General features: G+C 70.0%; 12 protein-coding genes and 1 pseudogene. 3 read left to right on the forward strand and 10 right to left on the reverse strand.

The features are described from left to right. From HR086_RS38490 to HR086_RS38535, 10 genes are all read right to left on the reverse strand, one after another. Positions 1 to 550, reverse strand: a 550-nt coding sequence (locus HR086_RS38490; RefSeq protein ID WP_174468118.1) for a MerR family transcriptional regulator, incomplete at its 3' end; no start/stop codon positions are given. Further along, positions 547 to 1,224 (reverse strand): lysophospholipid acyltransferase family protein, encoded by a 678-nt coding sequence (locus HR086_RS38495; RefSeq protein ID WP_174454433.1) that lies wholly within the window; start codon positions 1,222 to 1,224, stop codon positions 547 to 549. The genes HR086_RS38495 and HR086_RS38490, both read right to left, overlap by 4 nt. Beyond that, the gene (locus HR086_RS38500) at positions 1,221 to 1,577 is read right to left on the reverse strand and encodes a lycopene cyclase domain-containing protein (RefSeq protein WP_141647698.1); all 357 of its coding nucleotides are present in this window, start codon (positions 1,575 to 1,577) and stop codon (positions 1,221 to 1,223) included. Before HR086_RS38500 ends, HR086_RS38495 begins: the two co-directional genes overlap by 4 nt. Continuing rightward, positions 1,574 to 1,960 (reverse strand): lycopene cyclase domain-containing protein, encoded by a 387-nt coding sequence (locus tag HR086_RS38505; RefSeq protein WP_141647699.1) that lies wholly within the window; start codon positions 1,958 to 1,960, stop codon positions 1,574 to 1,576. Before HR086_RS38505 ends, HR086_RS38500 begins: the two co-directional genes overlap by 4 nt. Then, positions 1,957 to 3,333 carry a glycosyltransferase gene (locus tag HR086_RS38510; protein ID WP_254613963.1) on the reverse strand — a complete coding sequence of 459 codons (1,377 nt, stop codon included), beginning with the start codon at positions 3,331 to 3,333 and terminating at the stop codon, positions 1,957 to 1,959. The genes HR086_RS38505 and HR086_RS38510 overlap by 4 nt, the downstream gene beginning before the upstream one ends. Beyond that, entirely contained in the window at positions 3,330 to 4,256 is a 927-nt protein-coding gene (locus tag HR086_RS38515; RefSeq protein WP_174459826.1) for a carotenoid 1,2-hydratase, read from the reverse strand. The genes HR086_RS38510 and HR086_RS38515 overlap by 4 nt, the downstream gene beginning before the upstream one ends. Next, entirely contained in the window at positions 4,253 to 5,710 is a 1,458-nt protein-coding gene (locus HR086_RS38520) for an NAD(P)/FAD-dependent oxidoreductase (protein WP_174459827.1), read from the reverse strand. The genes HR086_RS38515 and HR086_RS38520 overlap by 4 nt, the downstream gene beginning before the upstream one ends. 102 nt (positions 5,711 to 5,812) lie before the next feature. Next, positions 5,813 to 6,829: a phytoene/squalene synthase family protein gene (locus tag HR086_RS38525; RefSeq protein ID WP_174459828.1), complete on the reverse strand. Its 1,017-nt coding sequence runs from the start codon at positions 6,827 to 6,829 to the stop codon at positions 5,813 to 5,815. After that, on the reverse strand, positions 6,826 to 8,373 hold the full coding sequence (locus HR086_RS38530) for an NAD(P)/FAD-dependent oxidoreductase (protein WP_174468119.1): 1,548 nt from the start codon (positions 8,371 to 8,373) through the stop codon (positions 6,826 to 6,828). Before HR086_RS38530 ends, HR086_RS38525 begins: the two co-directional genes overlap by 4 nt. Positions 8,374 to 8,380: 7 nt before the next feature. Next, on the reverse strand, positions 8,381 to 9,466 hold the full coding sequence (locus HR086_RS38535; RefSeq protein WP_141647704.1) for a polyprenyl synthetase family protein: 1,086 nt from the start codon (positions 9,464 to 9,466) through the stop codon (positions 8,381 to 8,383). Positions 9,467 to 9,776: 310 nt separating this feature from the next. Between HR086_RS38535 and HR086_RS38540 the strand changes: the two genes are divergently transcribed. The 3 genes and pseudogenes from HR086_RS38540 to HR086_RS38550 all read left to right on the forward strand — a co-directional run. Continuing rightward, positions 9,777 to 10,154, forward strand: a complete 378-nt coding sequence (locus HR086_RS38540) for a hypothetical protein (protein WP_246137697.1) — start codon at positions 9,777 to 9,779, stop codon at positions 10,152 to 10,154. Beyond that, entirely contained in the window at positions 10,151 to 11,059 is a 909-nt protein-coding gene (locus tag HR086_RS38545; RefSeq protein ID WP_174459830.1) for a TIGR01777 family oxidoreductase, read from the forward strand. The genes HR086_RS38540 and HR086_RS38545 overlap by 4 nt, the downstream gene beginning before the upstream one ends. Before the next feature lie 180 nt (positions 11,060 to 11,239). Then, positions 11,240 to 11,916 (forward strand): annotated as a pseudogene (locus tag HR086_RS38550) (hypothetical protein); the annotation flags it as partial.

Below are 11,916 nucleotides of genomic sequence, written 5' to 3' on the forward strand. Positions count from 1 at the left end.
CCCCCAGGCCCAGCAGGCCCCCTTCATGGAAGTCCCCCGCCGGGCACGCCAGCAGCGCGCGGGGCCCGTTCGCCGTGCTCTCCAGGCTCGACAGCACCTGCCGCAGCCGCTGGCGGACGTACCCGGACGCCAGGTGCTCGCGGGCGACATCCAGCCGCGCGCTCATCTCCCGCAGGAGCGGCATCAGGAAGCCGTCGCAGTAGGTGTCCACGTCCATCGCCTCCTGCGCCTCGTCCAGCACGCGCGAGACCTCGTCCCCGTCCAGCAGTATGACGGCGGCCCAGAAGCGCTCCTGGTGCCGCTCCGCGCGGGGCATCGTCTTCACGGGGGAGGCGACCACCTGGGCAATGGCCTCGCTCACCGCCAGGCCGTCCAGTTCGATGAGGCGCGCCACGCGACGGATGGCCTCCACTTCCTCGCGCGAATACACGCGGTAGTTGTTGCCCTCCGAGCGCATCGGACGCGGGAAGCCGTAGCGCCGCTCCCATGCGCGCAGCGTCGCCTCTCGGATGCCCGTCAGCCGGGCGATGGTGCGGATGCGCAACATCATGGCCCCACTCCCCGGGCCGCATCCCACTTCTCCGCCACGCCCCGCGCGCCCGACACCTTGCGCGTGAAGCCCTCCAGCGTCGTCACCGCCGCCAGCTTTCGCACCACCGACTCCAGGCCCTGCTGGAAGACGGCCAGCGAGCCGGGCGGATGCGGCGTGCCCACCTCCAGCAGCACGTCCGGGCGCTCGTGTTCGAAGAAGGCGTAGCGCACGCCAATGGGCACGCACTCCACCTTGGCCACGCGCGCCAGCAGCTCCACGCCGCGCTCCAGTCGCAGCGGCAGCTCGCCGAAGGGACGGTGCTCGCCTTCGGGAAAGACATACAGCGCCGCGCGCGGACGCTTCAGGAGGTCCTTCGCGTAGCGCAGCGACTCCACCGACGACACCGCGTCCTTGCGGCGGATGCTGAACGCGCCGATGCGCGCCAGGAAGGGGTAGCGGCGCAGGTTCTCTTCGTCCATCAGGCAGTAGGCGTCCCACCCCGCCACCCGGGAGAGCTGGTGCAGCATGAAGCCGTCCCACCAGTTGGCGTGGTTCAGGTACACCAGCCTCCCAGGGCCGGCGGCGGGCAGCTCACCGCGCACCCACAGGCCCCGGAACGCCGAGCGGAACTTCCACCCGATGTACGCGTCCAGCGCCCACCCGAAGGGGCCTCCCTTGGCGGCGGGAATCACGACGCCCCGGCCTCCTTCTTCGTCAAGAGCTCCACCAGCCCCGTGAAGAGGGCCAGGCCCAACGACACGAGCACGCTGGTCAGCAGGAAGAACAGCACTTCCTCCAGGGGAACGAGCCCCACGTAGATGCCCAGGTGCAGGCCCTCGCCGAAGTTCCAGATGCCCGTGGAGATGGCCAGGTGGTCCGCCACCGCTAGATAGATGCCGATGATGAACGCGGGCGGCAGCACCGCGCGCAGCACCGCGCCGGAGCGTTCCTTGTAGTGGCGCACCAGCACCACCGTCTGGAACACGATGAGCGGCAGCGTCCAGCCAACCAGATGGATGAGGTAGGCCCAGCGCGAATCCATCATGAGGACACCTCGCTCGGGGACAGGGCTCGCTCGGAGGAAACCGTGGACTCCGCAGCCGACGCCGGTGTCGTCACGGGCCGAGCCAGCGCGCGGGCGAGCCGGGCCCGGGCCCACAGTCCCACCAGCAGCGTCTGGAGGCCGAAGAACAGGTACTCCTCCAGTGGCAGGTAGCCCAGCTTGATGCCCCAGATGCGGGTCTCATCGAAGCCCCACAGGCCCCACTTCACCGCCAGGTTGTCCCAGGGTGACGTCGCCGCGTAGACGACCACGAGCAGCAGGCCCATGGGCGCCAGGCTTCGGGCCGTGAAGGTGCGGCGGTAGCGCCACAGCAGAAAGAAGATGGGCAGTACGACGAACAGCCCGAGGAAACGCGCGTAGGTCATCCAGGTCCTCCCGTCAGCTCCGGCGACACCCGGACCATGCGGCCTCCCGGCAGCAGCGCGTACGTGCGCCCCCGCCAGGTCACCATCCCCTGGCGACCCAGGGAGATGACGAAGGCCGTCAGCAACAACATCTCACCCAGGAGCCAGTCCGTCAGCGCATGTCCCAGGCTCGCGTCGCGAACACCCGCCGCGCGAGGCGCGCCGAGCACCGCGAGTCGGAGCGCCAGCAGCGAGCGCACACCCACGAGCGACACCACCGCGAGCGACAGCACGGGCGAGCCCAGAAGCGCCGCCAGCAACACCAGTGGCACGGTGGGAGTGAACAGCAGCGGCACCGTGGGGTACAGCGCGGGGCGGTGACTGGCCAGCACGCGCATCCAGCGGGTGAAGCGGGACAGTGGGACTTCCCAAGCGCCGATGTCGCCCAGGGGAACCACCGCGGGCGCGTCGCTCAGCGCGACGTCCAGACCGCGGGCATGCAGGCGCTTCGACAGCTCCAGGTCCTCGCCGATGTGGTCGGCCAGGGACTTGAGCGATTCCATGGCTTCGGGGGAGAGGCCCAGGGCCTTGCCACACACGGCCTTCGCGCCCGCGCTCATCGCGTGCAGCGCGAGGAAGCTGTGGTGCGTGTAGCGCAGCAATCCGGCCATGGCGCGGCCGGCTCCGTCACGCACGTCCACGGGTGTGGGGGCGGCCGTGCTCAGCGCGGCACCTCGGACCAGAGGAGCCACGAGTCCCTCCACCAGCGCGCCGGTCACCGCGACATCGGCGTCGACGGAGAGGACCACGCGGCCCTCGGTGGGGAGCGTCTCCAAAGCATAGAGAAGATGGCCCACCTTGCGGTTGGGGGTGAGCGGGTCGCTCGGCAGCCAGCGCACGCCGGGCGCGAGCCGAGGCCGATAGGGAGACACGACCACCTGCTCCAGCGCGCCTGCGTACTCGATGGGCAGCGCCAGGTTCTCCAGCTCTCGAGGCGTAGGCGCATCGACCGGGCGCAGGAGCAGCACCGAAGGAGTGGTGCGCGGGGACTCGACAGGCACGTCCTGGCTCCGAAGCGCGAGCGCCTCTTCAGGATGAAGGGGACTCTTCGCTGATTGAGGGCGCAGGTCCTCGGTGGGCGGCTCCTCATCCCGAGGTGCGAGCACATCCTCTGAATGCAGGTGACTCCGCGCGGGCTGAGCACGCAGGACCGCTGCGGACTGCTCCGTGCTCCGAAGCGAGGACGTCTCCATCGAACCGCGGAGCCCCTGCGCTGGCCGTGCCCCCATGAACGAGCCGCCTCTGCGCACGCGCAGCAGGCGCGCAAGCGCGACGCCACTGAAGCCCGTCGCGAGCACGGCCCAGCCCAGACACAGGAGGACGGGCGCGTTCATGCCGCCGTCCCCAGCCGCGTCCGGAAGTGCGCCATCCAGCGGATGAAGGGCGAGTGGAAGCGGCGGAAGTCCGCCACCTCACCCATGCAGTCCAGTGCGCCCTTGCGAGCCTCCAGCCGCGCATAGAACGGCGAGGACTCCAGAAGCCGTGCCTCACCCACTTCCACATTGCCCGTCTGCAAACGCGTGGGCACGCGCAGGCCCCAGCCCGTGATGACAGTGGGACGCGTCTGCGGCCCCGGCCCCCGCTCACAACGCACGCTCTGCTCGCACGCCGTCATCCGCAGCGGCGCCACACCATCCGGCAGGTGGTAGTCCACCACCGTCGTCGCATCCCCGCGATGCGTGCGCGCCCAGTGCCAGCCCGCGAGCCGCTCGCCCAGCAACTCCTCACCGTGGTTCGTGTCGTGGTAGCCCAACCCCTCCGCCTTCACGCCGAGCGACGACACTTCCAGTCGCGCACGCGCTCGAGGCGCCAGGGCCTGCCAGTAGTGCGGAAGCTCCGGCATCAACCGCACCACCTCGCCCACCGGCGTCAGCGGCTCCAGGGTGAGGCGCGCACTCACGGGCCGACCCCAGGGCGCCGTCCAGTCCTCCACGTCCATGCGCACCGTTCCGCCCTCTCCATACGTCAGCGTCGAGCGTCCAATCCGCAACCGCCCCGCCGACTCCACCTCCGCGCGAGAGTACTCGCTCAACACCCACAGGCGGCGCACACCCTCGTGGTACAGCGCGAAGTTCACCGCGCTGTGCTCCATGGGCCGGCCGCCCCGTCGCGCCGCCACCGAATAACGCGGGGAGAACAGCGAGCCCAGCATGAAGATACACACCGCGCTGTAGGGCCCCGCCGTCACGTCCGCGTAGAACCAGCGATAGGCCCCCGCCTCGATGGGCAGCGCGGGAATGTCTCGCAAGGTGTTCATTCGCCCCTCCGCAGGTGCACGGAGGCCATCTCCGCGGCGAAACGGCCGGACAGCATCACCAGGGGCACGCCCCCACCCGGGTGCGTCCCTCCTCCCGCGAAGAACAGGCCCGGCGTGTTGCCCCGGATGCGCGGACGACGAAACGGCCCCAGCTTGCCGTGCGGCAGGAAGCCGTAGATGGACCCACCCGGTGCCCCCTGCGCGGCCAGGTCCACCGGCGAGCGCTGGCCGATGACTCGCACGCGACCCTTCAGCTCCGGGAAGTGCGCGACGAGCTTCTCGAACATCTGCGCCTTCACCTGCTCGGCCTGAAGCTCCCAGGCACGCGTCGCCACGTCCGCCTCCGCGGCATCCACGGGCAAAGGCGGCGCGTTCACCATGACGAACAGACCCGTGCGTCCCGGAGGCGCCATGGTGGCATCCGTGGCGGACGGGTTGCAGAAGTACACCGTCGGGTCCGACGCGAGCTGCCCGCTGAACAGTTCGTCGAACTCGCGCCGGTAGTCCCTCCCGAAGAGCACCGCGTGGTGGGGCAGCGCGGGACGCCCCTCCACCTCCAGCAACAACACGAAGCCGGAGAGCGCCAACGGCTCCTCTCCACGACTCAGGGACTCCATCGGGTCCGCGTTCACCACCACGCTGTCGAAGCACGCGGCGTCCTCACCAGGTCCCACGCGGTAGCCATCGCGCGTGTGCGCGAAGCGGGCGCGCGTCTGGAGATGCACCGTGACGCCGAGCCTGCGCACCGCCTGTCCCAACGCGTTCACCAGCGCGCCCACGCCGCCCCGCGCATGGTGGACGCCGTACGCGCGCTCAATGTGCGGAATCAGCGCGAAGGCCGCGCTCGCCTCGTAGGGAGACGCGCCCGCGTAGGTGGCGAAGCGGCCCACGTACTGCTGGAGGTGCTCGGTGCGCAGGTGCTTCACCGCCAGCCCGTGCAGGGACGACAACTGCATGCCCGCCATCACCGCGCCAATCCCCCGGCGAGCCACGCGCCCCATGAACCCGGCCATGCCCTCGAAGGGCGCCTCCAGGTACGGCTCACCCGCCGCGCCCCAGATGGCGGCGGCCTCCGCGTAGAAGCCGCGGATGCCCCTGCGCTCCACCGGCTTCACGTCGGCGGCGCTGTCCGCGGTGCGGTCCATGTCCTTGTACGCGGTGAAGGCGCACCCATCCCCGAAGCGGTAGGAGCACTGCGGCTCCAGCTCGGTGAGGGGCGGCATCAGGTCGAGCGCGCCCAGTTGCTCGAACGTCCCACGCACCAGGTCCGGCAACGTCAGCAACGTCGGGCCCGTGTCCAGCGTCACGCCATCCACGGTGACGGCCTGCGCCTTGCCACCCAGTGAGGCCCCGCCCTCGAAGAGCGTCACCGCGTGGCCTTCCTTCGCCAGCAGACCCGCGGCGGTGAGGCCCCCAATTCCTCCGCCGACCACCGCGACACGCGTCGTGCTCATGGCCCCCGCCTTCGCCACGCCACCTCGGTGTCCTGGAGGACACTCGCGCTCCTCCATCGACCCCCGCGCTCAAGCGACCTCGAGCCGGCCTTCGCACACGCGTCACCCATGGCGCTGTCCCCCCACTTCGCTCGGCAGCAGTGGCACTCGCGGCTCGCCCGGAAGCGAGGGCAACACGGACTTGGGTCGGATGAAGGCCGCGGCGGCCAGCGACAGCTTGCGGCGCGTCGTCACATACGCCCGCGCGCTGAACACGTCGTAGTCGCGCGCCTCGATGTCACGGAGGATGTCGCCGTAGATGGCGCCCATCAGCCGCACCATCCGCTGACTGCCAAAGCCCGTGAGCGACGGCACGCCCCGCGCCGCGCGCGCGTAGTACGTCCGCGCGCGCTCCACCTGGAAGCGCATGAAGTCACGCCACCGCGCGTCCACCTTCCCCTGCCGCAAGTCGTCCTCCGACAACCCGAAGGACGCCAGCTCCTGGGAGGGCAGATACACCCGCCCCCGCTCCAGGTCCTCGCGCACGTCGCGCAGGATGTTGGTGAGCTGCATGCCCCGGCCCAGGTCCGCCGCCGGTTGCAGCGCGCCCTCGTCCGAGCACCCCAGCACCGGCGTCAGCATCAGCCCCACCACGCCCGCCACGCGGTAGCAGTAGAGGTCCAATTCCTCAAACGTGTCGTAGCGGTGCTTCGTCAGGTCCATCTCCATGCCGGAGATGAGGTCCTGGAAGGGCTGCTCAGGAATCCGGTAGTGGCGCACCGTGTGCGCCAGCGCGGCGAACTCTCCCGCGTCCCACGGCGAGCGCGCCGCCGCGCCCTCCAACCGCCCACCCGGCGGCCCCAGCTCCCGCGACGCCAGCTCCGGCATGGGCACATACAGCTCCGCCACCATGCGCCGCGCCCGCCCCAGTCGCACGGACAACTCCTCCATCCCGGAGCCGGCCTCATCCACCAGGTCATCCAGCCGTCGGCAGAACGCATACAGCGCGAACGCCGCCTTCCGACGCTGGCCGAACAACAGATAGGAGGCGAAGAAGAAGCTCTTGGCGTGGTGACGCGTCACCCGCCGGGCCAGCCAGTATCCCCGGCGCACCAGCGCCCTTTCGTCGGACACGCTCATGCCGCCTCCGCCACCTTCACCGGGGCCGCGCGCGGCGCCAGCTTCACGCCCTGCTGGCGCGCCCAGTCTCCCAGTCGCTCGGTGACGAGCCGCGCGGAGATGAGCACCGTGGGCAGCCCCGTGCCCGGCTGCGTGGAGGCCCCGACGAAGAAGAGGTTCTTCACCTTCGCGTCCTGGTTGGCCGGACGGAACGGACCAATCTGGAGGAAGTTCTGCGCCAGGCCGAAGGCACTGCCTCGCGCCAGGTTGAAGGTCCCCGCCCAGTCGTCCGGCGTGAAGACGCGCTCCACCTCGATGTCCGACTCCAGGCGCGGGAAGCCCAGCTCCGCCAGCCGCGCGAAGACCTTGGCGCGCAGCGCCGGCCCCTCCGTCTTCCAGTCCAGCGACGGGTGCTGGTGCGGCACGGGCACCAGCACGTAGAGCGAATCCTTGCCCTCGGGCGCCAGCGACGCGTCCGTGCGCGTGGGCGCATTCACGTAGAAGCTCGGGTCCTCCGGCACGCGGAAGCGCTTGAAGATGTCCTCGAACGAGCCCCGGTAGTCGCGGCCGAAGATGACATTGTGATGCAACAGTCCCGGGATTTTCCGGTGCATGCCCAGGTAGAGCATGTAGCCGCTGGAGGTGTAGCGCAGCGACTCGCGGCGCTTGAGCGTGGTGGCCTGGGGGTCCAGCAGCTTCTCGTACGCGTAGGGCAGGTCCGCGTTGCACAGCACCGCGTCCGCCTCCAGCACCTCACCGCCCTCCAGTCGGACTCCGGTGGTGCGGCCTTTGTCCGTGAGGATGCGCTCCACCGGCGTGCCGTAGTGGAAGCGCACGCCCTCCTCGATGGCCACCCGCTCCAGCGCCTGCGGAATGGCGTACAGCCCACCCTTGGGAAACCAGATGCCCACGCCCAGCTCGGTGAAGGGCAACAGGCCGTAGACGGCGGGCGACTCGAAGGGCGACACGCCCAGGTACATCGTCTGGAAGGTCATCGCCGCGCGCAGCCGGTCATCGCGGAAGAAGCGGCTGACGTCCGGGTACATGCGCCGGTGGGCACGCACCTGGAAGATGCGGGCCAGCACGCGCGGGGAGAGGTAGTCGGTGATGCCCGCGTAGTTGCGGCCCACCAGATGGTCCAGGCTGGTGCGGTACTGGACACGCCCCTGGGCCAGGAAGGCGAGGTAGCGCGCATAGCTGCCGGGCTCCACCCGCTCCAGTTCACGCCCCATGGCGCACAGCTCGGAGGTGAACGTCACGTCCGAGCCATCCCGGAAGTGCACCCGGTAGTTCGGGTCGCACTTGAGCAACGTCAGGTAGTCCTCGATTCGGCGGCCGAGCGCGCGGAAGGTCTCCTCGAACACCTCCGGCATCAGCACGATGGTGGGACCGATGTCCCAGGAGAAGCCGTCCACCCGCAGCCGGTTGCAGCGCCCTCCGGGTCCTACCGTCTTTTCGACGACCTGGACGTCGAAGCCCTGGTGCGCCAGTCGCGCCGCGGCGGCCAGACCTCCAACACCGGCGCCCACCACCACCACACGTCTGCCTTGTGTCCGCGGGCTCATGTGTTCCTCAGGCCGCGCGATGCGCGAGCCGCGCGATGAGGGCGTCCATCAAATCCCTCACGCCGTTGGGGTTGGGCAACGACTGGAGGGTGCGGCGAGCCGCGCGAGAGGCGCGCTCCACCATCCGCTCGCACGCGGCACGGCCGCCATGCGCCTCCACCAAGGCGCGAGCACGCGCCAGGGCCACCGTGTCCTTCTCACACTCCGGCAGGGCCCAGAGCGCCTCCAGCTCCTCACGTCCCTCGGGCGTGGCGCGCGCGAAGGCCGCGAGCACCGGGAAGGTCCGCTTGCCTTGGGTGAAGTCGCCATCCGACGACTTGCCCGCCACGCTGGAGTCACCGAAGAGGCCGATGAGGTCATCGCGGAGCTGGTAGGCGAGCCCCACCTGGCGGCCCACGCGCTCCAGCCCCTCCAGCAGCGCGGGGCTCGCGCCGCCCAGCATCGCGCCACACACCAGCGGCGCGCAGAAGCCGTAGCGCGCCGTCTTGAGATAGGCCACGCGCAGCACCTGGAACAGCGACACCTCCGACAGCGGCGCGCGCTCCAGCGACAGGTCCAGGTACTGGCCCGCCGCCGTGTGCCGGCACACCGACAGGTAGTAGCGGACGACCTTCGCCACGCCCGGCAGCTCCGACTCCAGCATCGCCTCCAGCGCTCGCGCGAAGAGGTGGTCGCCCACCACCACCGCCAGGTCCTCGCCCGTCCGGCCCGGCGCCAGCAGGTGGTGCAACGCCGCGCTCCCGCGCCGCAGCACCGCGCGGTCCGCCACGTCGTCATGAATCAGGAGGAAGGTGTGGAGCAGCTCCAGCCCCGCGGCGAAGCGCCACAGCTCCGAGGGCACCACCGGCGTGCCCTTCGCCAGACAGTGCCCCGCCATCACCAGCGCCGGCCGCACCCGCTTCGCGGGCCGCAGCGCGTACAGCCGCGCCTCCTCCAGCGCCCGCGTCCACCGCGCGTCCAGGCCCGCCTCGTCCGGCAGCTCGAACAGCTCCGACAGCGACGCCTCCACCTCCGCGTGCACCAGCCCCAGCCACGCCTGCTCCAGGGGGACCTCGCCCGGCAACGGCTGCGCAGCGGGACGCGGGAGTGCCATGGGGTGATCCTCCAGATTCAGGACGGTCCTGCCCCCCAGACGTAGCGTTTGCGTCGAGGGCTTGTCAAGGCTATGTACAGGGTTTGTAAGAACCTTGTCCACCGGGGGTCACCTCATGAGGATGTGGATCACAAGCACACTGGCGGCGGCCCTGCTCACGCAGGGCGCGTTGGCTTCCAGCCCAGCAGACGGCCCGCTCGACGCCACGTTACGGAGTTCCAGCGGAGATGAGGTCCGCCTCTCTCGCTGGCGCGGAAAACCGGTAATTCTGTTTTATGAGGACAAGGACTCCACGACGCTCAACGCGGGGATGAAGGAAGAGCTCTTCGCGCGCGGCAAGGAGCGGAATCTCTTGGGCTCCGCGTGGGTGGTGGCGGTGGCGAATCTGAGGAAGTTCGACTTCTTTCCCGCTCGACAGATTGCGCTGTCCTACGTGCGGGACGAGGAGAAGAAGGTGGGCGTGCCCATCCTGGTGGATATGGACGGGACGCTGGGCGCGCCGCCCTGGGGCCTGCCAATGAAGACCTCCAACATCCTCCTCCTGGATGCCCAGGGCGCCCTGGTCTACCGGCATTCCGGGAAGATGAAACCGGAGGAGCAGGTGGCGTTCTTCTCCGCGCTCAGCCAGTTGGTGGGGGTGGACCTCAACACGCCCGCGGCCCCCAAGGCCCCGGAGGCCGCGCCATGAAGGTGGCCGTCACCGGTGCCACGGGCTTTCTCGGCACGGGGCTTGTCCAGGGTTTGTTGAGCCAGGGCCATGGCGTGCATGTACTGACGCGGGACGTGGCCCGGGCGCTGGAGAAGCTGCCTCCGGGAGTGACGGGGGCGCCCTTCGACGGGCGGACGGCGCTGGCTCCGGAGGCGCTGGCGGGCGCGGACGCGGTCATCCATCTGGCCGGCGAGCCGGTGGCGCAGCGGTGGAGCCGGGACGCGAAGCAGCGCATCCATGACAGCCGGGTGCAGGGCACTCGCACGCTGGTGGAGGCGATGAAGGCGGCGGGCACGGTGAAGCGCTTCGTGTCCACGTCGGCCATTGGCTACTACGGAGGCACGCGCGAAGCGGAGCCGCTGACGGAGCAGAGCCCGCCAGGGGACGACTTCCTGGCGCGCGTGTGTGTGGACTGGGAAGCGGAGGCGTGGGGCGCGCGCGGGGCGGGCATCGGCACGGTGGTGGTGCGGATGGGCGTGGTGCTGCACCCGGACGGCGGCGCGCTGCACAAGATGCTGCCCCCCTTTCGCATGGGCGCGGGGGGACCGGTGGGCAGCGGCCGGCAGTACGTGAGCTGGATTCACCGCGAGGACGCCCAGGCGCTGCTGCGCTTCGCGCTGGAGCACGCGACCCTGGAAGACGGCCCGGTGAACGCGACGGCCCCGGAGCCCGTGACGAACGCGGCCTTCGCCCATGCGCTGGGACATGCGCTGGGCCGCCCTTCGGTGATGCACATCCCCGCGTTCGTGGTGAAGGCGGCCATGGGGGAGATGGCGAAGGTCGTCTTGGAGGGCCAGCGGGTGCTGCCCGAGCGCGCGCGGGAGTCGGGCTTCACCTTCCGCTTCCCGGAGCTGGAGGCCGCGCTGAAACACCTGCTCGCATGAACGATTGTTCGTACCGAGGCGTCACCTGACGCCTTGCGCACATGTACCCGGTGTGTGTGTTTCAAGCATCCTCGAGCCGAAGGGGACGCGCGCGCAACTTCAGACATCGACTCCTGAGAATTCAGAAGACAACATGACTTGAGCCTTCCCACACCCCCCTTCAGGCTCGAGGAGTCGACAATGACTGTGGAACGAGTAGGCAGTGGTGGTTCGTCCGAAGCGGCACAACGCGCGGCGGAGGCAGCGGCTCGACGCGCGGCGGAAGAGGCGGCGCGCCGTGCGGCGGAAGCAGCGCGCCAGGCCGCCGAGGCCGCGCGTCAGGCCGCCGAGGCCGCGCGCCAGGCGCAGGAAGCCAAGAAGGACGAGTCGACCTTCGAGGCCGCGGGCGCGAAGAACACGCTGAACCTGGATGGAAAGGGCTCCGCGCCGGCGACCTCGCTGTTCACGGAGAACAGCCAGGACGGCAAGGTCAACTGCCTGGACAAGGCGGCGGACTTCGTCAGCAAGAGCTCGCCGGAGCTGCAGGGCCGCTCGGACCTGGTGTTCCTCAAGGACTCGCGCACGGGCGCCGAGGGCCAGGCGGGCCACGTCGTCGTGCGGCAGGGTGAGCGCGTGCTCGACCCGAGCAACGGCAAGAGCTACGAGGACATGAAGAGCTACCTCAAGGAGCAGCCGCACTACTCCGAGGCTGGCTCCATCCCGGGCACCACCGCCGCGAAGATTCTGGCCACCGAGGCCGGCTCGCCCGAGCGGGCCCAGGCACTGAGCGACGGGAAGGTGTCACCCGAGCTGCAGAAGATGATGGTCGCCGACCCGACCATTCCCTCGCAGGCCCCCGACGCCGCCAACGCTCCCAC

It is taken from the genome of Myxococcus sp. CA039A, from assembly GCF_013336645.1.
Classification (GTDB): Bacteria; Myxococcota; Myxococcia; order Myxococcales; family Myxococcaceae; genus Myxococcus; species Myxococcus llanfairpwllgwyngyllgogerychwyrndrobwllllantysiliogogogochensis.

Coding starts and splice junctions, on each gene's coding strand:
- HR086_RS38500 (WP_141647698.1), bottom strand. CDS start 1,577: ATGATGGATTCGCGCTGGGCCTACCTCATCCATCTGGTTGGCTGGACG.
- HR086_RS38505 (WP_141647699.1), bottom strand. CDS start 1,960: ATGACCTACGCGCGTTTCCTCGGGCTGTTCGTCGTACTGCCCATCTTC.
- HR086_RS38510 (WP_254613963.1), bottom strand. CDS start 3,333: ATGAACGCGCCCGTCCTCCTGTGTCTGGGCTGGGCCGTGCTCGCGACG.
- HR086_RS38515 (WP_174459826.1), bottom strand. CDS start 4,256: ATGAACACCTTGCGAGACATTCCCGCGCTGCCCATCGAGGCGGGGGCC.
- HR086_RS38520 (WP_174459827.1), bottom strand. CDS start 5,710: ATGAGCACGACGCGTGTCGCGGTGGTCGGCGGAGGAATTGGGGGCCTC.
- HR086_RS38525 (WP_174459828.1), bottom strand. CDS start 6,829: ATGAGCGTGTCCGACGAAAGGGCGCTGGTGCGCCGGGGATACTGGCTG.
- HR086_RS38530 (WP_174468119.1), bottom strand. CDS start 8,373: ATGAGCCCGCGGACACAAGGCAGACGTGTGGTGGTGGTGGGCGCCGGT.
- HR086_RS38535 (WP_141647704.1), bottom strand. CDS start 9,466: ATGGCACTCCCGCGTCCCGCTGCGCAGCCGTTGCCGGGCGAGGTCCCC.
- HR086_RS38540 (WP_246137697.1), top strand. CDS start 9,777: ATGAAGGAAGAGCTCTTCGCGCGCGGCAAGGAGCGGAATCTCTTGGGC.
- HR086_RS38545 (WP_174459830.1), top strand. CDS start 10,151: ATGAAGGTGGCCGTCACCGGTGCCACGGGCTTTCTCGGCACGGGGCTT.